This window comes from Streptomyces sp. NPDC046349, from assembly GCF_055587885.1.
On sequence record NZ_JBVJFK010000012.1, the window covers coordinates 102,215 to 128,854 of the forward strand.

The window sequence follows — 26,640 nt, forward strand, 5'->3', positions numbered from 1 at the left end:
GTAGCGAGAGCGGGCGGGAGCAGGCGGGAGCGAGAGCGGGCGGGAGCAGGCGGGAGCGAGAGCGGGCGGGAGCAGGCGGGAGCGAGAGCGGGCGGGAGCAGGCGGGAGCGAGAGCGGGCGGGAGCAGGCGGGAGCGAGAGCGGGCGGGAGCGAGCAGGAGCGAGAGCGGGCGGGAGGCAGGGACGGCGGGGCGGCACAGCCGACGGAAGGCAAAAGACAGCGGCGCGCAGAACTGACGGGCAAACGCGACGCCAGAGCGGACAGCGTTCACCGCACCAGACACGGCCCTACAGGTCTCCCGGGAAAGCCCGCCCCGCCATCGGGCAGCCGCCCCCCGCCCCGACCCAGCCAGCCAGCCAGCCAGCCAGGAAGGAAGCAGGCAGGCAGGCAGGAGCGATGCCCTCCGCCACCCAGGCAGCCCAGGCCCCCCCGGAACTCACACCCATCCAGCTTGACCCAAGACATCAGGGACACCCCGCCGACACGGAGGACGCAGGAATGACGGAAGACAGGCAGAAACGGGGACGGACGGCAGGAACAGCACAGACGACAAGGGCAGCAGGAACGCCAGGGACGGCAGGAACGCCAGGGAGGGCAGGGAGGGCAGGAACGCCAGGGAGGGCAGGGACGCCAGGGGCAGCAGGGACGCCAGGGGCGGCGGAAGCAGAACGGATGACCGGGGCGGGAAAAGCCAGGGCAGGAAGAGGACAGGCCCGGGGCAGGGAACCGGCAAGACAAGAATCAGCAAGACAGGGATCAGCGAGGCAGGGATCGAGGCAGGGATCAGCGGGGCAGGGTGCCGGGGGGCCTGTCACACGGCTGTGACAGTCGGCGGACAGCCTCATGAAGTCCCACGGCCACGCTCTAAACAAGAGAACAAAAGGGACATTCTGCCGGAGTGTCCCTCCTGCTTCCGAGGACGCGAGCAGCGATGACCGAGCCGACACGGCGGAGGAAATCCCATGACTCACACACTCACCACGCCGCACACCACCGCCACCGCCGCCCCCACGCCCGAGCTGGCCCCCCGCGAGCAGGAAGCACTACGGCACATCGCCGCCGGACGCACCTACCTCCAGACAGCCCGCCACATGGGACTGTCCAAACACACCGTCGACGCCTACCTGCGCCGCATCCGAGCCAAACTCAACGTCCACAGCACCGCCGAAATGACCCGCATGGCCATCACCCTCGGCCTGTAACCACCCCCACCCCCACCGGGCCACCCCCCACCGGGCTCCGAACCCCGGCCACCCCGGCCGACCGGCCCCAACGGCCGACCCCAACGGCCGACCCGAACGGCCGACCAGCCCCAACGGGACGCCCGGGCGGGACCCGGCAGCCACCCCGGAACCGGATCAGGCATGCAGGCGACTGCTCGGACCGTCCCGGCCCCCGGCACTGAGAACCCTGACGTTCTCGGACGGGACACCAGGGCGGTCAATTACGGCGATCAAGCACTTCGGGCGCGCCCACCGACTGAGCACCCTCCGACCCCAGAACCACCCGGCCGGCTTCCGGCATGGTCAATACGTAGAGATTTCCCTTGGGACACTCGAACGTGGCCGAGCGATCCGTGGGATGGCTGGTCACCGCGAGCAACACCACCGAATCCCGACCGACCTGCCGCAACTCCAACGCCTCCGTACACCCCAGATTCCGCCCCGAAACCAACTCCTTGACATCGCTCACCTGTCGGCCCACCACCTCGCCCACCGCAGCGGATTTCAGGGTGACGGTGACGAAGAACGCGCCCGTCCTGGCTCGGGTGATGCCGTCCGCGTCCGGGGTCCCGGGACCGGTCCCCGACCAGGTACCCGCCCAGGCGGCCGGCAGCACAGACGCCCCCGCCACCGCAGGGACGGAAGCGGTCGGGGTCGGCGCCTTCTCGCCACCGCCACTGCCACCGCCACTCCCACCGTCGCGCTCGCCGTCCCAGAGGAGCCGTAGCGGGAACACAGCCAGAACCGCCAGCACGACGGCAGCCCCGGCCGCGGCGAACAGTCGGCCCCGGCCCGCCGCCCCCTCGGTGCCGGGCGCAGCGGGAGCCGTAGGAGGCGACGGCACAATCGGCGGGCCCACCGGCACAGGCGGCACCGGCACAGGCGGCACCGGCACCGGCAGCTGCACGGGCACTGGCAGCGGCGCGGTGAGGAGCTGGGCCAGTTCGCGCTCCCGGCGGGCGATGTCCTCGGCCAGGGCCGTAGGCACCACCATCTCCCACTCCCCCACCCCCCGCCCGGCTGCGGTTGCGGTCAGGCGCCGGTGGAGTTCCGCCGCGGTGGGCCGCATGGCCGGGTCCTTGGCCAGGCAGTCCGCCACCAGGACGGCAAGATCCTGCGGGACTCCATCCAGGCGGGGCTCGTCGTGGACGATCCGGTAGAGCAGGGCCGGCAGCTGCAGCTCCTCACCGGCGGCCAGGAACGGGCCACGGCCGGTGGCCGCGTGGACAAGGACCGCCGCCAGGGAGAACACATCGGCCTCAGCCAGTGCGAGAGCGCCGGTGGCCTGTTCCGGGGCGAGGTAGCCGGGAGTGCCGATGACCGCGCCGGTCTGCGTGTAGCGAGGGTCCCGCACCCCGCGGGCGATCCCGAAATCGATGAGGAAGGGCCGCTCACGGCCCAGCAGTACATTCGCCGGCTTGATATCACGATGAACGACCCCGGCCGCCTGCACCGTGACCAACGCGGCCGCCAGCTCCCGGGCGAGGCAGTACAGGGCAGGCACCGGCAGCGGCCCATGCCTGTGGACCCAGTCCGCCAGCGACGGCGCAGCCACATACTGGGTGGCCAACCACTGTGGCGCAGCCCCGGGCGGGCTGAAATCGACCACCGAGACCGTCCACGCGCCGCGCACCCGGTCGCTGGTGCGTATCTCCCGGTCGAAACGCTCGGCGAAATCCGGCTGCAGGCTCACGTCCCGGTGCACGGTCTTCAGCGCCAGGGGCCGTCCCGACGCCGTGCGGGCCAGGAACACCTCGCCCATCCCGCCCTCGCCCAGGCGCCCCAGCAGCCGGTAACCGCCGATCTCCGGCGGGTCGCCGGGTCGCAGATCCTCCACCCACTCCACCCGATCCCCGCGCCTGTTGCCACCCGCCGGTTACGGGCCGCCTGATCAGGCCACCCTAAGCGACCTCCACACGCCAGAGGCAGGAGCAGGCTCAGCGGGCCGCGCGCTGGTCATAGACGGCCAACGACAAGGCCCGCAGCGCAGCATGTGCCCGCCCGGCATCGACGCCCTCGTCGACCGCCTCCAGTGCAGCGGCCGCCGACACCCGCACGGCCTGCGGCAAGCCCTCATGCGCGCAGACCCGGTAGGCGACGCCGCGCCGCGCATCACGCTCCTCGTCACTGACCCCGAATGCCGTGAGCGGGAAAGCCGCCGCCTGATATGTCGCCACACTCACCAGGACCGCATCCGCAATCCCTTCCGCATAGCCGCCCACCTCCGGGACAGGAATGGAAACAGGAAGTGAGCCGGTGCCGAGAGCCGAAGCAGGGAGCCGATCGCAGTCGGGGTCGGGGTGGAGGAAGGCGGCCACGTGTCGGCGCGACAGGAACGATCCGATCCCGGCCCCCAGCCCCGCCGCCACCGCGGCCAGCACCCCTGTGGCGCGCCCGCCCAGTAGCCACCCGAAGCAGGCCCCGCCCGCCACCCCGCACATCACCAGCACGAACGTGATCATCAAGTGGATACGGGCAACGGGCGAAAACCTCATGCCCAGCAGTATGCACACCCACCGCGCCCTGCGCCCCCACCGCCAGGGTGCCGCCGCGTACGAGCCACATCCCGGCCCGCCCTCGCCCGGGAGCACAGCTGTACACAACGGAGCATCACCGCCACCGCCCGTCACGACAACGCCGAAAGGCCCGTGCGGGGCGCAGGCAGCAACAGCACGCTGACCCTGCCCCCGCTGCCTTTGCCTGGGGCTCCGCAACGGGGCTCGCCGTCGGGGCCGTCAGCCCGCTGCCCTGGCTCCACTGCGGCGACGGGAACTCACCTACCTCCACCCTCTGGCTCGGTGATCACGGGTGGCGGCTTGGCGTCTGGCTGGACCGTGCTCACCGGCACGCGGCGGGCAGGTGGCGCCCGTGCCGGATTACGCCCCGGGCGGTGATCCGGGGTCGGCGCGATGGTCGTCGCGTCGGGGCGGGTCCGGCCGGGGTTCGTCGTCGAGCAGGGCGTGGGCGCGGGTCAGGGCCTCGTGTTGCAGGGCGGCCGTCCACTCCTCGAACGCGGCTTCGACGGCGGGCCAGTTCACGGGGCGGCCGATGAGCAGGCGGTCGAGGGACCGGCCGATGCCGTAACCGACGGCCGCCGCCGCGGCGGGCAGGCCGAAGGTCCCCAGCCATGCCGCCACCAGGTGCCGGCCGTCGAACGCGTCGGGCGAGGCCCGGCCGAACCGGCTGTCCAGGATTCCGAGGAGCGCGAACATCAGGGACAGTACGGCCACGAGGGCGTACACGGTGCCGATGACCGGCGCCGCAATGGGGTGCTCGTCGTCTTCGAGGCCCAGGACCCACAGTGGTGCGATCAGGAGGGCGAGCACGAGCCCGACGCTGAGGGCCCCCTCCAGGAGGCCGACCGGCTCTCTGTCGTGAACGACCAGTCGGACGAGGGGGCTGGTGCCGAGGAGCAGCCACACCAGCGCGATCGGGAGGTAGTACCTGATCGTGGGGTCGGCATCGTCGGCGGCCCGGGTGTGGTGGAGCACGGCACGGTACGCCTCCTCGTGACCGGATACCTGGGACAGCACCGCGGACCGCCGGGCCGTTAGGGATTCCCGCAGGCCCTCCTCCCCGAGGTCGGGGCGCCCGGCCAGCTTCAGGCGGATGTCGCGCCGTGCCACCGTCTCGTCCAGCACCCCGGCGAAGAGCCTGTCCGGCCTGTCGTACCCGCTCGCCCAAGGGCCGGAGGTGCTGGTGGGGGCGGATGCGTCGACGGGTTGGCCGGCCAGGGCGACCTCGACCGCGGAGCGGATCGTGGAGTGCACGAACCGGTACCCCTTGTCGGTGACCACGAGGAGGCCGTGGTCGGTCGCCGTCGACAGGAACGCCGCGAGCCGCCAGGGCACGCCGTAGCTCAGGCTCAGCCGCAGCCGGTCCATCCCGTGTCGCATCAGCGCGAATCCGCCGGACACCGTGAAGACGTAGAAGCCGGCGAAGGCCGCGTCGCCGGCCCATGGGCCGATCGAGAAGCTCTTCGTCCCCGCCAGCTCCGCGCACCACCACGCCGCCGCCGCGTGGACCGGGCCGAGCACGGCTGCGGCGGCGAGTCCCCGCAGCAGGACGCGGAGCAGGGAGCGCCTCGGGTCGGCTGCGGTGCCGCGGGTACGGAACTTGGCCAGGCCAGCGCCGGCTCCGACGACCAGGAGCGCGGCCGCCATGACGGCGGCGACGACCGCGGCCGTCCCGAAGGGCAGCCTCGTCATCAGCGCGTACGCGAACGTCACCACGTAGGCCAGGGCGGCCGTCCACAGCGGTGCGCCCCACTGGCCGGGCAGGACGTGGGTCCAGCGCCCGACCCAGCGCAGAGCCGGAGCCTCGAGCAGCCCGCCGTACACCTGGGTGTACCGGAGCATGAGCAGCGACCATCCGAACAGCAGCAGGACGCCCGGGGCCATGGAGTAGGCATGGGTGCTCAGGACGATTCCGGCGATCGCCAGGTCCCGCAGGATCTCCTGCCGTACTCGCGGGGCGAAGCGCCGGGCACCCATGAGGCGGGCTTCGGCCGGGTCCGAGGCGGCCAGCAGGGTGACGCCGTCGAAGTACTCCTGCCCGCTGTACCTCATGGCGCGCGCCAGGCCGCGCAGCCCGCGGGTCAGCTTCGGGTCCGAGCGCAAGGTGGGTACCGGAGGCACGGGTCGTTCGAACGGCCGGGTCTTGCTGGTCCTGCGGGTGTTGCGGGGGTTGCGGAGTGGGGTGGCGGGAGCGGGGGCGGGTTCCCGCAGCAGGCTGTCGATGTAGTGCCGCAGGGCCGCGTACTGCTCCCGCAGGTGCTGCCTGGACTGTGCCGATTCCCATGTCGCCTGAAGGTGGCGGGGGTCGGAGGAGGTGACCGCGAACTGCAGGACCTCGTCGTGCGAGGGGGCGTCCCAGTCGCCGGGGTCCACCGCGGCGACCACCGCCAGCATCAGCGGGGTGGTACACCATTCTCTGATGCCCGGGTTGTCGGCGAGCAGGTCCTGGACGGGGTGGCGGTTGTCACCGAGTAAGGCGACGGCGTCGTCGAGCAGTGTGTCGGTGAGGGGCTGGATCCGGACGCTGCCGGTGAGGGCCGAGCCGAGGTGCATGGCCTGCGCCGTCGCCTCGCGGCTCGCTACGACCATCGGTTGCTCGCGGTGCCGGTGAAGGTGCTCGGTGACAGCCGCTGCCCATCCTTCCATGTGGGCTTCGGCGACGGCGTCCAGGCCCTCCAGGCACGGGACCAGCAGGCCGAAATGGAGCAGTGCCGCGACCTCGGCGGGCTTCAGGTCGAACCAGGCGGTCACCTGGGGGATCAGCCAGTCCGTCACGTCGGCGGGGGCGGGACGGTCGTGCGGTACGACGACCGGTACGGGCAGAGGTGTCGTCCACGGATCGCCGTCGCGGAGCAGGTCCTCCATCAGGCGCAGCATGAGGGTCGATTTGCCCGCGCCCGGCTCGCCGAGGATCAGCAGCTGCCGAGCGGATCGTTCGAACACGTCGCGTGGTGGGGTGCCGGGCAGAAGCGGCGTGGGCTGGTCGGTGCTGATGGCGAGGGTCATCGGGACGTCGACCAGGTGCAGCCGCTTGCGGGCGTCCTGGAGTTGGGGTGTGACCCACCCGAGCATGATCGCACCGGCCATGCGCCGTCGCCGGAGCTCCCAGAGTGCCGGGACGTCGGGACTGCCCTGCGCGTCCTTGGGGGATCGCCGGGGCTGTACCACGGTCACGTGGTCGACGTAGCCCGAGCTGGCGAAGGCTCCATGGGAGGCGTTCACGTTCCCGGTCCCGGACACGTGGATCGTGGGGCCGGGGGCCTCTCCGGTCGTCGGCGTGGATGCGGGTGTGGGGGTGGGGGTGGGGGTGGTGTCGGCGGCTGTCTGCTGCTCGTCGGCGGGGTCGGAGGGGGGCGGTTCGCCGGGCTGGTGGTCTCCTGGTGTCATGAGCGGATGTGCCTCGCCTTCGGCCGGCTCTGCTCTCAACCGTGGGGGCCGGCTGGTTGCCGGGTGCCAGGGTCTGACCGCCGAGGGGCAGGTCAGGTGTCGATGCCGCTGACTCCGCGACTGTTCTGGCCGGTGGCTCTGGCGTTGCCGGTGTCCTCGGCTTTCGCCGAACCGCTGCTGCCCTGGCCCGGCTGGCGCCTGATGCCCGAGACGGCGTGCGCACCGCCGCTCGCGTCCGCCGTACCGGTCCGCACCGCCGTGTCCTCCGTACGGGGCGCCGTATCGCGGGGGGCGCGGGGGGCGCGGGGCTGGAGCAGTGCCCAGACCAGGGCCGCGATGCCGACGGCGGCCTGGATGGACGCCCCGGTGAGCTGTCCGGCGTCCGAACCGTCCAGTGCCCAGATCAATGGTGTGGAGCCCGTTCCCGCCAAGGCCGCAATGATGGCCGTGGCCTTCCACGCACGCGACATGCTCCCCCCTGCCCCGGAATCCAGCCGTTGTGGCCTGAGAAGGCCGACGGTGTGCCACTCGTAATTGTCTCCGTGCGTCCTGCCCCGAAACACGGGTACGTCAGGGGTGCACCCGCTGCCCCGACGAGCCCACACCCGCAAAACCGGCCCCCGCCCGGATCAGCCCACGCCGCGGCAGCCGTGGCGTACGTCCTTGTCCCGCCCGGCGCCACCGCGAAAACCCTCATCACGCCGGTACAGCTTCGCGATCAGCTCGCCCACCAGCCGCCGCCTCCACAACTGCCCACTCAAGCCCACGTCACAGGGCCGGTGATCAAGGACCGCCTGCCGCACGGCGGCCTGCTCGGCCCTCCCCGAGCACCTGGTGCACCCTGGCCGGCTTGCCCCGCGGCTGCGCGGCTGACCGAACCGGGGGTGGGCAAGTACCTCAGGCGGTGGGGGCTGTCCTTCCAGCGCCCGGACAAACGGGCCGTCGAGCAGGACTCGGAGACCGTCCGGCGCTGGCACCGGCGGAGTCGCCCGCAAACCGGTCTCCGCAAGCGATCCGGTGCGCCGCAACCTCGCCCACTACAGCATCGGCGGCCTCATGACGACCGGCCGCCGAATGCGGTGCCGCAGGGCCTGCGCCCGTCCCGGGGGGACCTTCCGGCAGCGTCGACGCCGTCTCCTTTGCCAAGTTCGCCGAGTACCAGAAGCTCGGCCTGGTCCACTTCCACGCCGTCATCCGGTTCGACGGCCCCGACGGCAGCACCCAGCCCCACCCCCGTCCGCCACCATCGCCCTGCTCGCCGACGCCATCCCGGCAGCTGCCACCCGCGCACGTACCGCGGTCGTGTCGGACGTGATCGTGGGACGCGAACTCACCCGGGGCGAACAACTCGACGTGGGCGAGATCGCCGCCTTCGGTACCGACGCCAAACTGACCGACCAGGCCGTGGCCGCCTGGATCAGGGCCACGAGGGCCCAGGTCACCCTCCACAGCACCACGCCCGACCGCCAGGGAGAGACTCTGCTGGCCACCCACCCGCGGACAGTTGGCCGCGGCGCCCGGGGCGTGGACGAGCGGCACTGGATGGTCTGCCCATCGGGGCCGTCCGGCGCGTCACGGCGAGCGGAGACCTGCCCGCACCCCGCCGGCAGGACAGCGGGGCGGAGACGGGATCGCTGTCGGCCTTCTGAACCGGGCCGCGGCCACGCAGGTCGAGGTCGGCCGCCGACCCGTTGTCGGTCTATGGCCAGCTGACCGGCACCCGCCCCCTCACCACCCGTCCGAGCACGAAGGAATCGTCTTGAGCGAGCTGGTCTCCACCCGCATCCGCAGCACGGCCGCCAAGCTTGACCTGCCCCACCTGGCCGAGGCCCCACGACAGCCGATGCGGTGGCGGACCGTATGGCGGAGGACCCGCTTGGGACGCCCCCAATCATCTGCATTGGTCCCGCTTGGTGGGTAGAACGGCCTCTGCGGCACGAACAGCTGAGTAAGCGTCGAACCTACGAGCCATACCGAGGCCGGAGCCGCGTTCGAGCCGTCGTCGGATAGCGCGACTGGGTAGCCGACAGCCTGTCGCCGCTGCCCCGCGGGGACGCCGGGTCGGCGAGCGAGCGCAGCAGGTCCGCCGTGTCGCGGGCGTCCTGGCAGGGCAGCACCCACAACAGGTACACGAGCTGGGCACCGAGCACGATCAGGTACTGCAGCGGCACGAGCAGGGCCACGGGAAGCAGCAGGAACAGGGGCAGCACGATCAGCCAGCCGCACCGGATCCGCGAGGGACCGCCGGTCGGAGGCTCGAACCGCCGAGCGGCCAGCAGGACGAGAACGAGCATGGTCACGACCGTCAGGAGCGGCACCACGATCAGCCCCACTCCCAGCCCCGCGCCGAACGACGCCGAGAGGGGATCGTCCCCCAGAACTGGCAACACCAGCGCCGCGATCACCCAGCCGAGCGCGGCGGTCATGATGTAGCGCTGTAGGCAGACCCACAGCCGTCTTCCCGTACTCGTAGCGGCTTCCTCATCTCACCAGCAGCTCTTCGTGCAGGCAGACATGATCCCCCATCACCCGCATGGCGCACCCAATCCCGCTGCCACGCCAACCCGTGATCCACATATTCACGACGTGAACGCAGAAGACGAACCGCTGAAGGTGCTGGCGGACCGGACTGAACTGGGCGCGGTGATGGCGCAGCGGCATTCCCCGAGGTCGCCGAACCCCGCCACCCCCGCCTCACCTGGCAGCAGCGATGATGCCCCCGTGGCGACAAACCTTGAGCTCTTCGCGGACTACTTCCCCACTCGGCAGTGGGGGTGATGCGGCATGGGCGACTGGCGGACCGATCCGATGTTCGCGATGTGCCGGGCGTTGACGGACGGGGCGGACCTGTCCTCGTTCGCGGGCGGGCCGTTCGACGTGCGGGCGGTGGCGGCCGGCATCCGACCCGCGGCCAAGGACGGATTCCTGCTCGACGAAGTCCCCTGGGGGCGCTTCCCACAGGGAGATCGAGTCAGGGAGGCCGTTCACCTGCTGCACACCGGCAAATCGCCCGTGCAGACCGGAGCGGGCGTGGTCGGCGGCATGTGCGCCGACGACATGCGAGTCGCCGCCGTACTCGCCGTGCCTTTCCTGATCCGGATCGCCTCCGACACCCGCCACCCCCACCGTGCCGCCGCGCTCGCCGAGGTCTCCTGCCCGGCCCGCGCCCGCTACTTCGGTATCGCCTCCCGCGAGGAACTGCTGCTCCACCGCGCCGGCACCCGGTACGACGACTACGACGAGTACGGCGTCGAGGTAACCGGCTACCCGGCGGGCTGGTCGGTCGCCGCCGCCCGGGCCGCGATCACCGCCGACACCGCCCTCCTGCAACCCCTTCTCGACGACCCCGACCCCGTCATCCGGGTCCGCGCCGCCTACGCCCTGGCCACCGCCACCGACTCCGAGCACGCGGTCCGTGCGTCCTTCCATGCCCGGCTCGCCGCCGAGCCGGACCCGCTCGTCCGAGCTGCTCTGGTCCTCGCCACCGCCGAAATCACCCGCACCCACCCCCACCCGCCGACCACCGCGTGGATGCAGAAGAGGTGGGAGGACCGGACACAGGCGCCCGAGGTCCGGCTGGCCGCCTCGATCGGCTGGCTCTGCCTCACCGACGACCCCGCCCCCGACGACCTGCGCGCCACCGTCGACGACCTCGCCACCGACGAACGCGCCCAGGCCATGGAAGCCCTGCCCTGGATGGCCGCCGCCTGCGGATCCCGCGGGACGGGACTGCGGCGCTGCGTCCGAAAGATGCTCCACCCCGAACAGCCCGATCCTGCGGATTGCGACGACCCCTGGTGCCCGCACCACTGACAGCGAGAGCGTCGCTGGCCCGCCCGGTCGGCGTGCGAATGAGGTGGCAGGGTGCTGCCGACCGGGGGCGGTGCCGGCGACGTGTGACGGCTGCCGGTCCTGCCCGCGGTCGGCAGCGGCACGGGGGCTGGGAGCGGCCCGTCCGACGGTCGATCCACAGCGGTCGCTATTGCATCCCCTGAGCGTGTGGGGCCGGGTGTCGGCGCGCGGGGCGAGGGGTGAACCCCACCCGGACAGAGTGTTCCCTCCCGGTCGATAGGGGGCGGCGCGGGCCGGATCGCCGCAGTCCTCGAATAGCGGGGCGATCAGCTTCGGCCTGGTCGCTTCTCTGAACTCAGAATTGAATCAGGACTGTTGGGATGCCCTGATTCCGGGCCGGCAAGTCAGGGCAGCAATCGGCGGGTAGAGGTCCAGGCCAGGAGTTGATCGCAAGTGCGTCCAGGTGCCAGGTAGCCGAGCAGGGTCTCCAGATGGGCCGTCAGGATCTTGTGCCAGCGAAGCCTGCGGATCTGCTCGATGTCCAGGTCTCGCCATCCGTGGGCGAGGGCGGCAGCCCGTGCGGGCGTGATCGTCAGTGCGTCAAGCGTGTCGGCCGCCAGCGCGTCCGGGCTCCAGTCCGGGTCCGTGTCATCCGGGCCCAGCCTGTCGATCGCCCACATCCGGAGCATGAAGTCCTGCTGGGTTACCCGCGTCAACTGTCCCTCGCCGTCGACGAGCATGAGCCGATTGGCAAGCAACGACAGCTTCGCCCACTGGCGCCGGGTGTCTTGTGGGTGGGCTGAATCGTAGGCATGTCCCTGCGCCGCGACGCGTGCTGTCTCAAGTTGCTGACCACGGGCATTCTGGATGAACGTCTGCAACTGGTCGAGTGACCACGTGCTCGGATCGCCCCCGAGGTCTTCTCGGTCTACGTCGCTACTCACGATCTTTGCTCCTGGTCGTAGGCATACCGAGGCTGATGGGGGCCGTCTGAGCCTCGCTAGATCTGACCGAGCTTGTCCTCGGCGCCGCCCAGGCTAACCCGCAGACCTTCGACCTCGCCGAGCCAGCCCTCGCGCTCCCCCTCGGCGATGCGGGCAATTGGAGGAGGTCATCGCCGCGAAGACCGGCACCGGCACCAGGCCCGTGCCCGCCGAAGAGGCGCCGACCGCCTCCGCCGAGGTCGTCGACCTCATGGCCATGCTGGAAAAGTCTGTCCAGGAGGCGAAGACCACCCGCGGCGAGCCCGCCACCGTGCACCCCATGCCCGCCAAGACGGCCAAGAAGACCGGCAGCGGGGCGGCCGCCGCGAAGAAGACGGCCGCCAAGAGACGACCTCCAAGGGGCAAGCCGCGCCGCCGCGCACGACCATCCGACGGGCTGGTCCCGGGTGCCTGATGCGTAGTACCTGTGCCGCGCTGTCATGTGCGGAAGACGAGAAGATCGTGCGCCGCGGCCGCGTCCGGTCGGGGCGCCCCGGCATGGGTGCCGGCCGGGGCGGTGTACGTGTGAGGCAGGGCGAGATGCAGTTCCGGTTGGAGTACGGGAACCGGGTCGGCGGCGAAGGCATACAGGGTGTCGCTTTCCGGCTGAGCAGTCAGGTGGGGCCCAGGGGCCCCGGACCATTCGGCGTTGCGGATTGCGCCGGCGGTCACCAGCGGTGTGGGGAACCGGCGGCGCAGCCGTTCCAGCGCGCCGGGACTGAGGACGTTGGGCTGGGTCTACGCTGCCGGAGCCTCGCCGGCGGCAGGGCTGTCGGCGGGTAGCCGGGCCCCGCGGGGGGAGTGCTGCTGGCCGACTTCGCGTCGTCGGCGGCTGGGCCGCACCCGGCAAGCAGGGCCAACGGCCGGAAGAAGGGCCGGTGCTAACGGCCATGCGGGAGCAGGCACAGGTACCTCACTGAAGATCAGGCAGGCGGAACGAGCACGACGGCAGATACGGGCTGTCCTGCTGTGAACATTGGCCGGTCCGAGCTTTGTATGACGCCGGGCGGAGCCTGCAAAGTTGTGCGACCGCTCGCCCTTGCCCCTGCCGGACCGCTCGTATCGGGCCGCTGCTCGGCCATATGAGGCGGCGCGCAGGGGGTCGACGCGGGCGTGGGCGCGGCTCCGGCGGGCGGGCGGGCGGGCGGGCGGGCGGGCGGGCGGGCGCCGAACGGACCGCGACCATGAAAGGCACCGATGACTGACAATGCCGGGACGACCCGACTCAGAATCCGTGTCGCCGCATACGTAATCCGGGATCGCGCGGTCCCCGAAGTTCTGGTGTTCGACCACATCAGTATGCCGGAGGCCGGCACCCAGGTCCCTGCGGGAGGAGTCAAATCAGGTGAAGGACTGGAAGAAGCGGTCCTTCGAGAGGTTGCCGAGGAGACTGGTCTGCTGAGAGTCACGGTGGTCCGGCAGATCGCCGTGGAGGACAAGCCCCATCCCGACACGGGTCAGCCACGACGAACCAGCTTCTTCTTCCTCCAGGTACCAGCAGACACCTCCGATGCGTGGGACCACCACGTCCACGGCCACGGAGACGACGCCGGCCTCACCTTCGCCTGCCGGTTCCTCCCCCTTCCCCTGAAGCAACCTCTGGCCGACGGCCAAGACGCATGGCTAGGCCAAATCGATCCGCGCTGGACCACCGTGACCGGCGACAGTCAGAAAACAGCAGCCACCGCCGTGAATACACCTCGTGCACAGTACGTCGACACGCACATGCTGGTCTCGGATATTGCCGAGACCCGCACCGTGAACGACAAGAACAGTGGTTCACGGTAGCGACGGTTCCGCTTGCGGGTCTCGCCGATACGACCGGTGGTGAGAACGGTTCTTCCTGGTCGTCGCCAAGCGCGTCTGCCCAGGTCGGTTCTCGCAGGACCCCTCTCAGAACCGGCGAGCTCTGCGAGGCCGTTTTGAGAGACGCGGTCGAGGCTGTCCCGTGCCACTGATCCTCGACTGATTGCCAACGAAGGCTGACGGACTGCGGTTTGTGACAAGGAGGACCGGCGGGTCAGTGCGGCTTACCGCCTCTTCCTCGATCAGTCGGGCTCGTTGGCTATCGCGGATGCCGCTTGTCCCGCCCTTAGCGGGCACGTCAACCGCCGGCGCCCGGGACCTGGCCGAGGCAGCCGAAGTCCGGTGGGCAGCGATGAGTGGGCTCAGAGCCCGGGTGCCGGGTTGAAGTGTTGCTTCTTGGGCTCGACGTCCCTCCAGTTTTCCCAGTCCGAGGGTGCATCGGCCTTGGAGGTGATCACCGGCCACTTGTCGGCGTACTCGGCGTTGAGCTCGGTGTAGTCCGCCCACTTCGCCGGAAGCTCGGACTCTTCGAAGATGGCGGAGACCGGGCACTCGGGTACGCAGGCGCCGCAGTCGATGCACATCCAGTATAAATACAGTGAGTAACCAATCTGGTCCGTGAGAGCCCGGAGTAACCCCATGACGTACGTAGTGGCTGAGCCTTGCATCAGGTGCCGGACCACCGACTGTGTGGACGTATGCCCCGTCGACTGCTTCCATGCGGGCGAGTACCATGCGCTACCGCGCGCGTGGTCGGGGCAGCTCATATGGCCCCCTGCGCGGCCAAGGCCAATGGGCGAAGCGGGCCCCACTTCACCGCTGCCCAGGAAGAGGCGCCCGGGTAAGCACGCTCTGACCTGGATCGGTCATTCTCCCTTGTCACAAAACGCAGTCCGCCAGCCTTCGTTGGCAACCAGTCAAGGATCAGTGGAACAGAACAGAGGCGCTGCCACCTACGGAGACCGGCTTTACTGGCTGCCCCGCTGGTCCCCACGGCCGTACACCGATGACGGACACCACGACGACGGCAGAGGCGGGGCGCGATCCCCGGAGGCGTGGACGGTACGGAACGAACCGCCTTGCGTCCGATCCCCGTCACCGAGATCAAGCCCGAGAACGTGGGCACGTTGAGCCTGCGCTACATCGACGGCGTGCCGCAGCTGGTCGTCAGCGGCGGGACGGCCATTCCGGCGGAGCTCACGGTCGTCGACGGGCGCGGGAACATCGTCGCCGTGTGCGAAAGGCGCCCTGCACCGGTCGGCGTTGCGACCGAGAGCCGCAGCGGCTACTTCCTAACCGGCGAGGCGAGCCTCAACGTCAGTTACGACAAGGTCGCCCAGTCGGGGCTCGGCGGGCACTGGTGTCGCAAGGGGCTGGTCGACATTCCAGGATGGCGGCGGGTCCCTCGGGGGGGGTCCAGCCGAGGTGAGCCCAGGAAGCCGCCACGGGATGATCTTGAAATGCTGAGGCGTGTGTTCGGTGCCGGTGGGCCCGTGCCTTCGCGGCTGGCTGTGGTGGTCAGTAGTGGGTGAGGGCGATGAGGACGAAGGTGTCGGTGAGGACGGGGACGGTGTAGGGCAGGGGGCGGGGGCCGGCCTGGTCGGTGCGGGAGGTGTAGCCGCCGTCGTGGTTCTGCTGGTGCAGGAGGTAGCGCAGGCCGGCGCGGGTGGTGGGGTGGTCGTGGTGGGTGGGGGCGAGGGCGGTGAGGGTGTAGGCGGTGCTCATCGGGTCGCTGTCCTCGCCGGGTGTCTGGCCCCAGCCGCCGTCGGTGTTGGGGGTGGTCAGCAGGCGGCTGTGGATGGCGTCGATCGCCGGCCTCAGGCGGCCTTGGTTTTGGAAGGGGTTGTGGGCGCGGGCGAGGGTGAAGGCGGTCAGGGCGCGCAGCATGGCGTTGGATTCGCTCAGGCTCCAGCTGCGTTCGAAGGTGCCGTCGGCGTGCTGGGCGTCGAGGAGGTAGCCGGTCGCCCGGTGCAGCGCGTCATTGTGGTCGCGGCGGTAGGGGGCCAGGGCGGTGATGGTGTTGGCGGTCATGGTGGGTTCGGATGGCTGGCCGGGCAGGTAGGTCGGCATGCCGCCGTCCTCGCCCTGGTGGGCGAGCAGGTTGGTGCGGGCGGCGCCGATCTGGGTGCGGTACCGGTAGGGGTCGAGGGTGTGCAGCAGGGTCAGGCCGTGGGTGGTGCAGTCGACGTCCGTCTGGACGACGTCGTGCGCGAAGGTCCAGCCGCCGTTGCCCGCCTGGTGGTGGGCGAGGTGGTCGCCCATGGCGCGCAGGAGTGCGGGGTCGGCGCCGGCGCGGGCCAGGGCCAGGCCGGCGGTGGCGGTGCAGAAGATCTCCTCGGAGGCGATCAGCGGCACGCTGCCGTCGTCACGGACCGTCTTGGCCAGCGCGGTGATGCCCTCCTGGATGACCGGGTGCCCCGGCACGGCGCGGTGCAGGGACAGCAGCGCGAACAGGTGGGCGAAGACGTTGCTCTCGATGATGCCCCGCTGCTGGCCGCGCTCTGTCATGCGCAGCAGGCGTGCGGTGAGTTCGGGGGCGAGAGGCTCGGGGGCCTGCAGGTGGTGGATGGCGATCTGGCGCAGGCGGGTCCAGGTGGCCTCGTTGTGGTGTTCGAGCGCGTAGGAGGGCGCCGTGACGTGGAAGGGTTCGGGGCCGACGGCGGCAAGGATGGCTTCCAGGGCGAGTTTCTTTCGGTCGGAAGAGTGCTGGGCGGCGTCGGCGAAGTACCGCTCGATCAGCCGCTGGCGGTCCCGCACGACGATGCCGTGCAGAGTGGAGTCGATGACCGCCGCATCGAAGGCATCCGCCCCAGGCCGCGCGCCGGCCAGGTAGGTGCGGAGGTGTTCCTGCAGGTCGGGCATGGTCTTCTCCCGGCGCAGCAGGGTCAGCATCAGCGCGGTCTCGGTGACCCTGCCCTGCTGCTCGCCGACCACCACGCCCTGGCCGTCGATCTGGGCGAGCAGGTGCCCGGTCAGGCGGCGGCGAGCCCCGGCCACGCCCACGGGGGCTGCGGGCAGCGCGGTGCCACTCGTTGCGGGGGTGCGCGCAGCCGACGGCGGCGCGGGGAGGGTGGCGGTGTCGCGCAGCCGGTCCAACAGGTCGGTGCGGTCGCACACCAGCCAGCCGCGCCGGTCGGCCAGCGCCCGCAGTGACAGGGAGGGCTCGAACGCCACCGCGCGTCCGGCCCGGGCAAGCACCTGAGCGTCCCCCAGCGAGTTGCCCATCGCCAGCGATCCCGGCCAGTCGATGGCCTGGTGTCCGGCGAGTTCCTGCGCGACCTGGTCCTTGGCACCCACGATCGTCGCTCCCAGCCGGCCGGTGAACAGACCCTCGGCAGCCTCATAGCGGGTGCCGGCGAACAGGTCGACCTCCAGCTCCGCGGCGAGGTGGGCCACCAGGTCGTGCGGGCCGCCCGAGACCAGCATCGGCACGAACCCCGCCCCGCGCAGCGCCGCGACCAACGGACGCACGAACGGGAACAACCGCTGCCGCCGACGCCGCCACACCCGCTCCACCACCGCCGCCACCTGTCGGCACGGCACATCGGTGAGCATCGCTGCGAACAGCTCCTGCTGCCGGCGCGCACCGTTGCCGTCCTCGGCGTCCGTCGAGGCCATCGCCCCGCGCAGTGCCGCCAGCCGGTCGGCCGGGACCAGGCCCTCGTCGGCGAGCATCCCCGGCAGCGGACCGCCCAACGGGCCGGCGATCAGCGTTCCATCCACATCCAGCACCGAAACACGCATGCCGCCAGCCTTCGCGAACACGACAACCGACCGAGCGGGAACGGCCACGCCGTCACCGAATCGGGTGATCACGAGCGCCCGGTCTTGGCTCTCGCGGGGCATCCGTGGGAAGAGCATCCCCGCGGCGGCGCAACCGCCAGCTCACGGTCCAGAAGTGCCGCCAGACCTGTGGGGTCGTCAGAGTGGAACTGCGGCCTCGCATGGGCGTGGCCCTGCGTTTCGGAGGTTGTATTCGACGAGGCCGGCCATGGGCCTGGTCCACGGTGGAGGTGTAGCGGAGGGCGCAGCGCCGACTGTCAGGCCGAACAGGTCGCAGATCCGGCGGGGGTCACCGGCAGTGGCCTCGGCCTCGTGGAGGAGCCGGTCCTCTCGGAGACGGCGGGCGGACATGTCCAGGACGTCGTTGTTCCAGACGTCGCTGACGGGTTCCACGCCGCGTGCCGGGGTCTGAGACAACAACAGGTGGGCGTTGGCGTTGCCCGGCCACCGGCTGTTGCTGTAGTCCAGGTAGGCCGCGAGCCGCTCGCGTTGGTGTTCAGTTCGGCGGTCATCGGTTCGGGGAAGCCGGCGAGGAGTTCGCGGAACCAGGGCACTACCAGCGAACGCGGTCGTCGTCGAGCATGCCGATCTGGGCCGGCAGCAGCAGGGGTCTGGCCGGCAGTTGCAGATCTCGCAGGAGCAGAACGTCGGACGCCTGGAACGGGGCTCCGGGTGTGTCCTGGGGGCCAGGAGGATACGCATGCCGCGCTCCAGTCCCTGGGCGGTGCAGTAGAACCAGTCCCTCCTAGCGCTGCTGAGCTTCTGCATCCTCGCCAGCGCCACCCCGCCGGCCATGGAGCTGTACATGGTGTTCGCACCGGAGCGGGCACATCTCGCGCTGGCAGACCTGCGCGATTGGCTGGACCGCCACAAGGAACCGGCGATCGTCGTCTCGGGCTCGCCGTCGGTCTGGGGATCGTGGCCAGGAGCCTCTACGAGCTGACCTCCTGAGTCCGCCGGCCGCCGCGCGGCGGCGGTCGGCGGCGGGCGTCAGGGGCAGGCGGTGGCCGGATCGTCGTGGACGAGCACGCAGACCATCTGTGCGCCGCGCCGGTGGTCTGGGTACGCCGCGAGCAGCTCGGCCTTGAAGTCGTTCCACTGGCGGGTGATCTCGGCCGTGGCTCCGGCCGTGGCATTCTCGAAGTTGTCGTCCGTCTTCGAGCGGGCGGATGCGGCGGTGTCCTTGTTCAGCACGCGGTTGTGGGCGACGCGGCCGTCGCAGTCGGCGGGTTTGACGCCGGTGGAGTCGAAGTCGGGGTAGCAGCCGGTGGTGAGGTCTTCAGGGATGCGCTCGCGCGCGTCCTGGGTCCAGTCGGCGTCCTTCATCGTGCTGTAGCGGCGGATGTCGAGGAACGGCGCGACGTCCGTATGTGCCAGCCCGGGTGGGTTGTCGAGGCCGATCGGGCCGGGGGCGGGCCGGTCGGCCCAGTTGGAGTGCGTGTAGAAGTCCTCGATGGGGTGCCAGCCGCGGCCGAGCTGCTCGAGAACGGCGCACTTGGCCCGGTCGGAGGTCTCGGGCCACGTGCAGGGGGAGGACAGGTCGCTCTGATCGGCGCGCACCTTTCCGTCGGCGTCGACGAGGCCGTCGGCGGCCCGGACCGCGTTGCGGAAGCGGGTGACGGAGGTGCGGATGCAGGCGAGGAGTTCGGTGGTGGCCTCGTCCCGGCTGCGGGGGTAGTCGGCGGCGTAGCGGGGGGCCAGGTAGTCGGCGTTGTCGCAGTGCAGGGGGCCGACGTCGAAGTACGGGCTTTTGTCGTCTGCGTTGATCGCCCCGTCGCGGGCATCGGCCATCGCGGTCAGCGTGAGGGGCTGCCAGGGCAGGGCGGCCCGGGTGATGGCCTCGTGGTTGTCACCGGTGAAGGCGTGGGCGGGGCCGCCGGGCACGGCGGTCAGGGCCGCCGTCAGGAGGGCTGCGACGGCCACGGAGGCCGCCCGGGGCGCGCCGCGTCCTCGCCCGTGAACGGACCGTCCGACGGGGGGCCGGGTCCATGGCCGCGGCGTAGCGGGCGCGGGCGCCAGCGTACGGCTCACCGTCGGCGGGAGGACAGCCATGACTCCATGCTGCGGCCTCGGCCCGGCCCACGCACGCGCGCGGTGGTGCCCGCCGGGTCTCACCCGCCCGCAGGAGGTCCTGTGGAGCGGTTGCCCGGCGGACCCGCCGGGGCCGGGCCGGGCGGGCGGTCACCCGCGGGCAGCGGCTACGGCTCCGGCGAGCGGGGCTGGGTCGATGGGATCCGCTGGGTGAAGAACAGGGCGATGAGCGCGGCCAAGGCCAGGATGGCGAGCGCCGCGCGCAGGCCGTCGAGCCTGGCTTCGGCGTTCGCGTCCATGGCCGCCTGGGACAGGTCGGGGTTCACGCCCGCTTCGTCGAGTGCAGTCTCGAGCTGGGTGTCGGACAGGAACTCTGCGCCGCTCTGGAGCTGGACGGTCGCCTGGCTGGTGACGGTGTCCGGGACCGCCGGATTCGCCTCGATCGTGGTCAGGAACGACGTCGTGAGCGCGGCGATCATGATCGATCCGGCGAGTGCCGTGCCGATCGAGGAGCCGAGGTTGGTGATGGCGTTCTGTACGCCGCCGACTTCCGCGCTCTGCGCCTGCGACACCGCGGACACGGTGACCGATCCGAGCTGGGAGGCCAGTGCTCCCATGCCGAGCCCGATCAGCAGGAGGGGGATGGTGACGATTTCCGCGCCGGCGTCCAGGTCGAGCGCGGCCATCAGCGCCACCGCGCCCGCGAGCAGCGCGAGAATCCCGAGCCGCACCACCCGCCGGGGCGAGACGTCCGGGAGGAAGCGCGGGATCAGGACCGCGGCCGCCAACAGGGTCACCGAGAGCGGCAGGAGGCGGGCTCCGGTCTCCAGTGCCGACAGGCCCAGGGCGACGGACAGGTAGAGCGGGACGACGAAGAACACACCCATCTGCACGAGGTACTGGAAGAAGAACATCGTCAGGCCGCCGGTGAGCTGCCTGTTCTGCAGCATCCCTGGATCGACGAGGGGGTCCCGGCGACGCTCGACGACCTTGGCCTCCCAGCGCAGGAAGAGCCACAGCAGCGCCAGGCCCGCCAGCATCAGCCACACCGTCAGCGACACCCCGAGCCACGCGGGCGCGTCGGGCTTGGGCAGGAACCAGCCCCATTCGTCAGAGCGGAGCACGCCGTAGACGAAGAGCCCGAGCCCCAGCGCGGAGAGGACGGCACCCGCGAAATCGATGTTCCGGCGTTCCCCGGGCGGGGCGTCCGCAATGCGGCGCGCGAGCAGGAGGATGGCGAGCACCACCACGACCTCTCCGGCGAAGACCCACCGCCAGGAGAAGTACGTCGTCGCGATACCGCCGATGAGAGGCCCGACCGCGATGGCGATCGCCCCTGCCGCGACGACGAGTCCGTAGGCGGCGGGGCGGCGTTCGACGGAGAAGTTGCCGGCGACCAGCGCGACGATCGCGGGCAGGATGAGCGACGCCCCGAGTCCCTCCAGGAGCGACCAGCCCAGCAGGAGCACGGTCAGGTTCGGTGCGAGCGCCGTGGTGAGGGAGCCAGCCCCGTAGATGCAGCAGCCGATCATGAACGCACGCTTGCGGCCGATCAGCGCCCCGACCTTGCCGCCCGGGATCATGAACATCGCCATCACGAGGGTGTAGGCGGTGATCGCGCCCTGGATGCCCGTTACGGTCGTACCGACGTCCTCGGCCACCGTGGCGATCGAGACGTTCATGACGGAGCTGTCGAGCGCCATCAGGAACTGCCCGGACGCGAGCGTCACCAGGACGATTCGCGACTTCGCCGAAGCCGAACTCTCGGCCGTGCCTGCCCGTGATGACATAGAGGCATGCTCCCAGCCGTGCATCGGCCCGGCCGTCCGACCCGCCGCGCAGTCAACCGGACGGCGGCGGCGCCGTACCTGGGCCGGCGGGGCGTGGTCACCAGGGCTTGCACGCCGGAACGAGATCCCACCAGCATCAAATTATCGGAATCGCGACCTTTCACCTTAGTGTGGGGAAGAACCATCCAGGCGGGACGGGAGAGGGCCGTGGACGCGCCGAGCCGGCGGCGGCGGACGAAGAGCCGAAGCCGTAACGCCACAGACACGCGGGGGGGCCAAGCACCGGACCGGCTCCGGGCCAGGCGCTGGACCGGGGTCGGGGACGGACCGGGGTCGGGGACGGACCGGGGTCGGGGACGGACCGGGGTCGGGGACGGACCGGGTCAGGAAGGCAGGACACCGGCACGGCCCGCCGTACGCAGTGCCTCCAGCCGCCGTTCGGCCAACCGCAGATGATCGGGATCCAACAATGGCAGCGCCTTCAACAGGCCCACCAACTCCGGCCCTACCTCCAACGCACTCGCGCGGTCCCGGACCTGCGTCCAGCAGTACAAGGCCCCCGCCGCCGCATCATGCACCTCGACCGCGTCCACGGCCTGCCACTCCAACCGGGTGCGCCCCGCACCCGTCCACAACCGGGTCGCGGACACGAAATCACCGGCCAGCCGCGCAAGATCGGCACGGATCTCCGCGCACTGCACGGCCTCCGACGAAACCCGCCCCCGCCGCTCCACGACCTCCCGCTCCCACACCCTCGCCAACGCATCCGCCTCCCCATGACGGCCCCCCACCGCCAGGGCATGCAGGCGCGCCCGCGGATCCCCGGAGCCCGAGCCGGAAGCAGGCACAGGCCCGGCCACAACAGCGTGAGCAGGAGCGGAGATTGGTACAGAGGGGGGCGCAGAAACACAGACGGGCTCGAGGTCGAGGTCGAGGTCATGTTCGAGGTCGAGGGCGGGTCCGTGGTCGAGGTCAGGCTCGAGGCCGGAGTCGGTGCGGGGGTGCACGGGTACCGCCGCCGAGCGCATGTGCAACTCCCGCGCGGACGGCACGAGCAGCGTGCCCGGCTCCAGCCCCGCCGACCCCGCCGCCAGAACATGCAACTCCACATTGGACGGCCGCACCGGCGCACGTCTGAGCTGCTCGATCCACTGCCGCGTATAACCGCTGATCCCGCCGTCGGCACCGTCCCCTGGTCGCGCGCCCGGCCCACGCACCACCCCGAACGCCTCCACACCTGCGAGCCCCGCCAGACCCGGCAGCGTTCCGTGCTCCCCCAGCAGCGGCCAGGCCGCCTTGTCCGCCACCAGATCCACCACCACAGTGGCCGCACCCGCCGTGCGCGAACGCATCTCCCCCGCCAGCCAGTCCCACGGCAACGACGTGTACCGCACGCTGCCCACCGTCGTCCCCGCCAACGCCACGTACAACCGGCGACCTGAACGATCCGCAGTCAACCGCCCTGATACATACAGAAACAGCGGCCCGCCTGCCCCCGCCGCCACCCGCAACCGCGCCAGCACCGTGTTCGGATCACGTACACCCTCCAAACACACCATGTCCGCCGGCGCCCCGCACCCCAACAACGCACCCACTGGCACCATCGCCAACGCGGCCACATTCACACCAGGAGCCACCAACACCGCACCACGCCGGACCACCGCGTCCCCCGCCACCAACAGCGCGTGCCCCCGCCACCCATCATCACCCACACCACCAAAACCCATATCCCGACGCTACCCACCCCACAACCCCCACCGCAGCACAAAGCACCGGAACACCACCCGCGGCGAGCAGGGGCAAGGGCACATGCAGCGCGTCCTCGCAGTGAGCGCGAAGCATGCGCGCCGCCGCCCGCCCTTGACCCGTAGCCGGTGCCGCCAGCAGACTCAGATCGATTGTCGATCTTCATCGGGGGGTGTACGGCTTGCTCGTCTTCTATGCATGTCTGGGACTGCCGGTCGCCGCACTGGTCGCGTTCCTCCTCTGGAGCGACCGGGCGACACGGACGAAGAACCACGACGGGCTGCAGATCGAGGAACAGGCCCGGCAGCAGGCCCGCTTCGACAGAATGTCGCCCACGCGCAGGCTCTACACGCCGCCGGGTGAGCTCAAACGCCGCCGCTGAACCGGTCACCGCCCCGTCACCGCGGTGGGCTTGGGAACGGGACGGCGCATGGTTCGATCGGCGGCCCAAGGTGAATTCCACGAACGGGGCCCGGGGCCCGCCGAGTGCGGACTCACCTCAGGGCGAAGAGCAGGTTGGCCGAGTTGTAGTAGTTGGGCAGGTGCACCATCTGCGACCCGGGACGTGGCGGGTCGGCCTTCGGCCAGTTCCGCGGGCCCAGCAGATGGTCTGCGTAGTCGCTGTGCGGCACCTTCGGCACGAACCACACCCGGTACGCGCCGTACCGTGCGTCCTGCTCGAACCGCCAGAGTTGCGTCGCCCGGTCCGCGCCGGTCCGGCAGGCGCGGAGGGTGACCTCGGCGACGTTCCCGCCACCGGTGGTCCCGTCGAGGCAGGTGCCGGTGCCGGCGTTGCGGAGCTGGTACGTGTTCGGGTGGGCGGGCAGCCGCTGCCACCCCTGGTCGGCCTTGCCGGTGCACTTCTCCAACTGCAACGGGCCGTCGGAGTCCGCACCGCCAAGGCCGACGCACAGTCCCGAGGCGACGTTGACGAGGGCGGCACCGGTGCGGTCCGGCGATGGCGACGCCGAGGTCGGTGTGGCGGAGGGGGAGGCGGTGGCGGACGGGGGGGCGGAAGGGAGCCGCGTGGCGGGGGCCGTGGCGAAGGCCGCCGATCCGATGGCCGCGATCGGCGCTGCCTCCGGGAGCGGGCCGCCCGGGGCCGCAGGGGTCGTCGCGGGGGCTGCGGACCGGCCCGACCCGCTGCTGCCGGAGTCGGCCGGAAGCAGGACGGCCGCGGTGGCCGTCGTTCCCACCACAACCGCCGCAGCCGCCCACTTCACGGCGCCGGCCTTGGCTCCGGCGAGGTGCGTCCCCTTCAGTGTGGCCGCGACGAGTTGTGTGCCGTTCCCGCCCAGGGCCGACAGGAAGGACGCGGGGTTCCACAGCAGGATCCCGCCGAGCAACAGCACGCCCAGACGGCCGTTGACGTCGCGCAGGTCACGCTCGGCCCGTGCGCAGTCGTCGCACCCCTGGAGGTGGCGGGCCAGGTCCCGTGTGAGGCGTTTGCCCGGTCGGCGCAGCCTGGCAGCGATCTGCCCCCCGTAGTGGCGGCACTCGTCGCTCGCGCTCTGGTCCAGATGGGCGCGCAGGTACGCCTCCCTCAGGCCTTCCCGTGCGCGCGCCACCAGTGATCCGACGCCTCCCGCCGATATCCCGAGGCGTGCCGCGGTCTCGGCCGCCGGCTCGCCTTCGACGACGGAGTGCCACAGTACGGCCTGCCAGCGCTCCGGCAGCGAACGGTAGGCGCGCAGGACCAGCGACCCCTCTTCCGCAGTGAAGACGGCGTCCTCGGCGTCCTGGCCGGCGGAGAGTTGCGCGGCCCATTCCTCGAAGTCGTCGGACAGCCGAGTACGGTCCGCCTCCCGCGCCCATGCGGCGGCCAGACGGCGCACACACGTCAGGAGGTAGGGCCGCCACGCGTACTCGGGCCCGGTTCCCCAGGCGATGGCCCGGTAGGTGCGGGCGAAGGCCTCGGCGGTGAGGTCCTGGGCGGTGGACAGGTCTCGGCAGCACGTGCGCGCGTAGGCGAGCACGGAGGAATGGTGACGGGCGAAGACCTCGTCCATCACGTCGCTGGCCGCCGCGTGGGACTCCGAGGGGTGCCCACGCAGCAGGGCACAGAGTTCGCCGTCGTCGAGGCTTCGAAGATGCCGCTGACGGCCGGTACCCGGTGTGCTCAACAAGTGCTCCAGTGTGGCTTGCTGGTGACCCGGGCGTCGAATCCGGGTACGTCTGGCATGGGGTGCGACGCTGCGCCCATCCGGAATTCGCGCAAGTGTGCACCGTCGTCGGGCTGCAAGCAACACGCCGTCGTCGACGCGGGGGCACGGACGGCACCGGTCGGCGCCTTCCGTGCGCGCGGATCAACCAGGCAGGCCAGCAAGGCCCCTGACACGACAAAATAAGCTCGTCCGACTCAACTAGCCTATGTATGACCAGTATTGGGGCTGCCGCTCCAGTTCCCCGCCTGCTAAGTGAGCCTGTTCGATCGCCGAGGCCACCTCCTCGTTCGCTGCGGCACGCCCCTCCGGGGGGAGCTTGCGTTTCGTGCACTCCTCCCACGCTTCCTCTTCTGCGGTCGGGAGGATCACACGAACCGGAATATCCGTCATGCCGCGAAGACGCGTCATGCGCACCCGGGACTGCAGTCCCCCGCGGGCGGGGGGACGCCCGGGGGGCGCGCTGCGAGGCGCGACCCCCCTGCCGTGCCGGGCTGTTCGCGGTGTCCGGCTCCCCTGAGGGCGCCTCGTGTGCGACGGCGCACGGGGCGCGAAGAGCCGGCTCGGGGAGAGCCGGCGGACGGGGCCATCCGGTACGTTGCTCCACAGCAAAGACCGGTTCGCGCCGTCCCACGCGTCCGGAGTCATTGACCTGGGTCCGGACAGTGTCACTGGATTGCACTCGGCACCCCCGGTGTCGGCCGTGCGGACCTCCCAGCCGGGATTACCGAACTCACCCAGGGTCAGTACCAGTTCGCCTCCCTTGCCCCCCTCGAAGGCTGCGTCGACTGCCTGCAGGTGGCAGACCGGATTCGTGGCCTCGCGCCGCCGGCCGGGCACTGGCAAACCGACCTGCCTCAGCGGAACTCGTGGACCACCTGAATCTCGCCGACGATATGGGCGTTGAAATCGTCCAGCTCCTCAGCCGGCACCCACAGCTCGAGGATCGTCCGCCCGCCGGCCTGCTGGACGGGGTACCGGCTCAAGAACTCCGAGTCGACCTCGAATCGGGTAACGAAGCCGACACCGCTGTGCTTCACGTTCCAGTCCCGCGCAATCCTGATCGCGTAGTCCTCGTCGAGGACCGGATAGAAGATCGGCTGCTCCGGGAGCCGCGGCGGCCAAGCGCGCCAGTTCATCTCGCGGACCAGGGACAACTCCTCGGGGCCGGTGGGGCGCCACAGGGTCGTCGTTGCTCGTCGGCCGGTCATGTGAATCCGTTCTCTGAACGCGGGGTGGGGGGGCTGCTGGTACGGCTGGTCCGGGATCGGACGATACCGGCGTGGGGAAGGGAAGAGCCACGCAGTTTCCCCACCACGTCATGGCCGCGAACAGCGGTTATGGGACAGCACGTGAAATCGCCGGATGGCCGCAGCCGCACGTCGGAACGTCGTCTGGACACTCGATGGATACGACAAGCA

At 70.8% G+C, this 26,640-nt stretch carries 21 protein-coding genes; 8 read left to right on the forward strand and 13 right to left on the reverse strand.

Going from position 1 to position 26,640, the window contains the following annotated elements; translation table 11 throughout:
• The first annotated feature begins 962 nt into the window (after nt 1-962).
• Nucleotides 963-1,202: a response regulator transcription factor gene (locus tag ACZ6JS_RS27175; protein ID WP_469301729.1), complete on the forward strand. Its 240-nt coding sequence runs from the start codon at nt 963-965 to the stop codon at nt 1,200-1,202.
• Between the two features lie 238 nt (nt 1,203-1,440).
• Here the strand turns inward: ACZ6JS_RS27175 and ACZ6JS_RS27180 are convergent, their stop codons facing one another.
• The 4 genes from ACZ6JS_RS27180 to ACZ6JS_RS27195 all read right to left on the reverse strand — a co-directional run bounded on the left by ACZ6JS_RS27180 (nt 1,441) and on the right by ACZ6JS_RS27195 (nt 7,596).
• Complete coding sequence (locus ACZ6JS_RS27180) at nt 1,441-3,060, reverse strand: serine/threonine-protein kinase (RefSeq protein WP_469301731.1); 1,620 nt, start codon at nt 3,058-3,060, stop codon at nt 1,441-1,443.
• Between the two features lie 100 nt (nt 3,061-3,160).
• On the reverse strand, nt 3,161-3,718 hold the full coding sequence (locus tag ACZ6JS_RS27185) for a hypothetical protein (RefSeq protein ID WP_469301732.1): 558 nt from the start codon (nt 3,716-3,718) through the stop codon (nt 3,161-3,163).
• A gap of 381 nt (nt 3,719-4,099) precedes the next feature.
• On the reverse strand, nt 4,100-7,126 hold the full coding sequence (locus ACZ6JS_RS27190) for a hypothetical protein (protein ID WP_469301733.1): 3,027 nt from the start codon (nt 7,124-7,126) through the stop codon (nt 4,100-4,102).
• 92 nt (nt 7,127-7,218) lie between these two features.
• Nucleotides 7,219-7,596, reverse strand: a complete 378-nt coding sequence (locus ACZ6JS_RS27195; RefSeq protein WP_469301735.1) for a hypothetical protein — start codon at nt 7,594-7,596, stop codon at nt 7,219-7,221.
• 701 nt (nt 7,597-8,297) lie between these two features.
• On the opposite strand from ACZ6JS_RS27195, the gene ACZ6JS_RS27200 reads away from it, so the two are divergent.
• Nucleotides 8,298-8,441, forward strand: coding sequence for a hypothetical protein (locus ACZ6JS_RS27200; RefSeq protein WP_469301968.1), 144 nt, complete (start codon nt 8,298-8,300; stop codon nt 8,439-8,441).
• Nucleotides 8,442-9,087: 646 nt separating this feature from the next.
• Here ACZ6JS_RS27200 and ACZ6JS_RS27205 read toward each other — a convergent pair.
• Nucleotides 9,088-9,552 carry a hypothetical protein gene (locus ACZ6JS_RS27205; RefSeq protein ID WP_469301737.1) on the reverse strand — a complete coding sequence of 155 codons (465 nt, stop codon included), beginning with the start codon at nt 9,550-9,552 and terminating at the stop codon, nt 9,088-9,090.
• A 358-nt stretch (nt 9,553-9,910) separates the two neighbouring features.
• Here ACZ6JS_RS27205 and ACZ6JS_RS27210 point away from each other — a divergent pair, with 358 nt between their 5' ends.
• Entirely contained in the window at nt 9,911-10,939 is a 1,029-nt protein-coding gene (locus ACZ6JS_RS27210; protein WP_469301739.1) for a HEAT repeat domain-containing protein, read from the forward strand.
• Nucleotides 10,940-11,322: 383 nt separating this feature from the next.
• Here ACZ6JS_RS27210 and ACZ6JS_RS27215 read toward each other — a convergent pair whose 3' ends face one another.
• Nucleotides 11,323-11,862 carry a hypothetical protein gene (locus ACZ6JS_RS27215; protein ID WP_469301740.1) on the reverse strand — a complete coding sequence of 180 codons (540 nt, stop codon included), beginning with the start codon at nt 11,860-11,862 and terminating at the stop codon, nt 11,323-11,325.
• Nucleotides 11,863-12,019: 157 nt separating this feature from the next.
• Between ACZ6JS_RS27215 and ACZ6JS_RS27220 the strand changes: the two genes are divergently transcribed.
• Both ACZ6JS_RS27220 and ACZ6JS_RS27225 read left to right on the forward strand, forming a co-directional pair.
• On the forward strand, nt 12,020-12,316 hold the full coding sequence (locus ACZ6JS_RS27220; RefSeq protein WP_469301742.1) for a hypothetical protein: 297 nt from the start codon (nt 12,020-12,022) through the stop codon (nt 12,314-12,316).
• A 782-nt stretch (nt 12,317-13,098) separates the two neighbouring features.
• Nucleotides 13,099-13,689 (forward strand): NUDIX hydrolase, encoded by a 591-nt coding sequence (locus ACZ6JS_RS27225; RefSeq protein WP_469301743.1) that lies wholly within the window; start codon nt 13,099-13,101, stop codon nt 13,687-13,689.
• A gap of 380 nt (nt 13,690-14,069) precedes the next feature.
• Here the strand turns inward: ACZ6JS_RS27225 and ACZ6JS_RS27230 are convergent, their stop codons facing one another.
• Complete coding sequence (locus ACZ6JS_RS27230) at nt 14,070-14,291, reverse strand: DUF3470 domain-containing protein (protein WP_469301744.1); 222 nt, start codon at nt 14,289-14,291, stop codon at nt 14,070-14,072.
• A gap of 471 nt (nt 14,292-14,762) precedes the next feature.
• Between ACZ6JS_RS27230 and ACZ6JS_RS27235 the strand changes: the two genes are divergently transcribed.
• Nucleotides 14,763-15,239 carry a hypothetical protein gene (locus ACZ6JS_RS27235; protein WP_469301745.1) on the forward strand — a complete coding sequence of 159 codons (477 nt, stop codon included), beginning with the start codon at nt 14,763-14,765 and terminating at the stop codon, nt 15,237-15,239.
• On the opposite strand, the gene ACZ6JS_RS27240 is transcribed toward ACZ6JS_RS27235, so the two are convergent.
• Nucleotides 15,226-17,451, reverse strand: a complete 2,226-nt coding sequence (locus tag ACZ6JS_RS27240; RefSeq protein WP_469301747.1) for a haloacid dehalogenase-like hydrolase — start codon at nt 17,449-17,451, stop codon at nt 15,226-15,228. The genes ACZ6JS_RS27235 and ACZ6JS_RS27240 overlap by 14 nt on opposite strands.
• 832 nt (nt 17,452-18,283) lie before the next feature.
• Here ACZ6JS_RS27240 and ACZ6JS_RS27245 point away from each other — a divergent pair.
• Nucleotides 18,284-18,433, forward strand: a complete 150-nt coding sequence (locus tag ACZ6JS_RS27245) for a hypothetical protein (RefSeq protein ID WP_469301748.1) — start codon at nt 18,284-18,286, stop codon at nt 18,431-18,433.
• A gap of 47 nt (nt 18,434-18,480) precedes the next feature.
• Here the strand turns inward: ACZ6JS_RS27245 and ACZ6JS_RS27250 are convergent, their stop codons facing one another.
• The 3 genes from ACZ6JS_RS27250 to ACZ6JS_RS27260 form a co-directional block, all read right to left on the reverse strand.
• Complete coding sequence (locus ACZ6JS_RS27250; protein ID WP_469301750.1) at nt 18,481-19,413, reverse strand: hypothetical protein; 933 nt, start codon at nt 19,411-19,413, stop codon at nt 18,481-18,483.
• A gap of 275 nt (nt 19,414-19,688) precedes the next feature.
• Entirely contained in the window at nt 19,689-21,311 is a 1,623-nt protein-coding gene (locus ACZ6JS_RS27255; protein WP_469301752.1) for an MFS transporter, read from the reverse strand.
• Nucleotides 21,312-21,694: 383 nt separating this feature from the next.
• Nucleotides 21,695-23,038 (reverse strand): hypothetical protein, encoded by a 1,344-nt coding sequence (locus ACZ6JS_RS27260; RefSeq protein ID WP_469301754.1) that lies wholly within the window; start codon nt 23,036-23,038, stop codon nt 21,695-21,697.
• Nucleotides 23,039-23,238: 200 nt separating this feature from the next.
• Between ACZ6JS_RS27260 and ACZ6JS_RS27265 the strand changes: the two genes are divergently transcribed.
• On the forward strand, nt 23,239-23,439 hold the full coding sequence (locus ACZ6JS_RS27265; protein WP_469301755.1) for a hypothetical protein: 201 nt from the start codon (nt 23,239-23,241) through the stop codon (nt 23,437-23,439).
• A gap of 112 nt (nt 23,440-23,551) precedes the next feature.
• On the opposite strand, the gene ACZ6JS_RS27270 is transcribed toward ACZ6JS_RS27265, so the two are convergent.
• Nucleotides 23,552-25,183 (reverse strand): sigma-70 family RNA polymerase sigma factor, encoded by a 1,632-nt coding sequence (locus ACZ6JS_RS27270; protein WP_469301756.1) that lies wholly within the window; start codon nt 25,181-25,183, stop codon nt 23,552-23,554.
• 893 nt (nt 25,184-26,076) lie between these two features.
• A complete protein-coding gene (locus tag ACZ6JS_RS27275; protein ID WP_469301758.1) occupies nt 26,077-26,430 on the reverse strand; it encodes a hypothetical protein in 354 nt (117 codons plus the stop codon).
• Between the last annotated feature and the right edge of the window lie 210 nt (nt 26,431-26,640).

Excerpts from the sequence above, each read along its gene's own strand:
- ACZ6JS_RS27175 (WP_469301729.1), top strand. The coding sequence starts at position 963 with ATGACTCACACACTCACCACGCCGCACACCACCGCCACCGCCGCCCCC.
- ACZ6JS_RS27185 (WP_469301732.1), bottom strand. The coding sequence starts at position 3,718 with ATGAGGTTTTCGCCCGTTGCCCGTATCCACTTGATGATCACGTTCGTG.
- ACZ6JS_RS27190 (WP_469301733.1), bottom strand. The coding sequence starts at position 7,126 with ATGACACCAGGAGACCACCAGCCCGGCGAACCGCCCCCCTCCGACCCC.
- ACZ6JS_RS27195 (WP_469301735.1), bottom strand. The coding sequence starts at position 7,596 with ATGTCGCGTGCGTGGAAGGCCACGGCCATCATTGCGGCCTTGGCGGGA.
- ACZ6JS_RS27205 (WP_469301737.1), bottom strand. The coding sequence starts at position 9,552 with ATGACCGCCGCGCTCGGCTGGGTGATCGCGGCGCTGGTGTTGCCAGTT.
- ACZ6JS_RS27210 (WP_469301739.1), top strand. The coding sequence starts at position 9,911 with ATGGGCGACTGGCGGACCGATCCGATGTTCGCGATGTGCCGGGCGTTG.
- ACZ6JS_RS27225 (WP_469301743.1), top strand. The coding sequence starts at position 13,099 with ATGACTGACAATGCCGGGACGACCCGACTCAGAATCCGTGTCGCCGCA.
- ACZ6JS_RS27230 (WP_469301744.1), bottom strand. The coding sequence starts at position 14,291 with ATGTGCATCGACTGCGGCGCCTGCGTACCCGAGTGCCCGGTCTCCGCC.
- ACZ6JS_RS27240 (WP_469301747.1), bottom strand. The coding sequence starts at position 17,451 with ATGCGTGTTTCGGTGCTGGATGTGGATGGAACGCTGATCGCCGGCCCG.
- ACZ6JS_RS27245 (WP_469301748.1), top strand. The coding sequence starts at position 18,284 with ATGGAGCTGTACATGGTGTTCGCACCGGAGCGGGCACATCTCGCGCTG.
- ACZ6JS_RS27255 (WP_469301752.1), bottom strand. The coding sequence starts at position 21,311 with ATGTCATCACGGGCAGGCACGGCCGAGAGTTCGGCTTCGGCGAAGTCG.
- ACZ6JS_RS27260 (WP_469301754.1), bottom strand. The coding sequence starts at position 23,038 with ATGGGTTTTGGTGGTGTGGGTGATGATGGGTGGCGGGGGCACGCGCTG.
- ACZ6JS_RS27275 (WP_469301758.1), bottom strand. The coding sequence starts at position 26,430 with ATGACCGGCCGACGAGCAACGACGACCCTGTGGCGCCCCACCGGCCCC.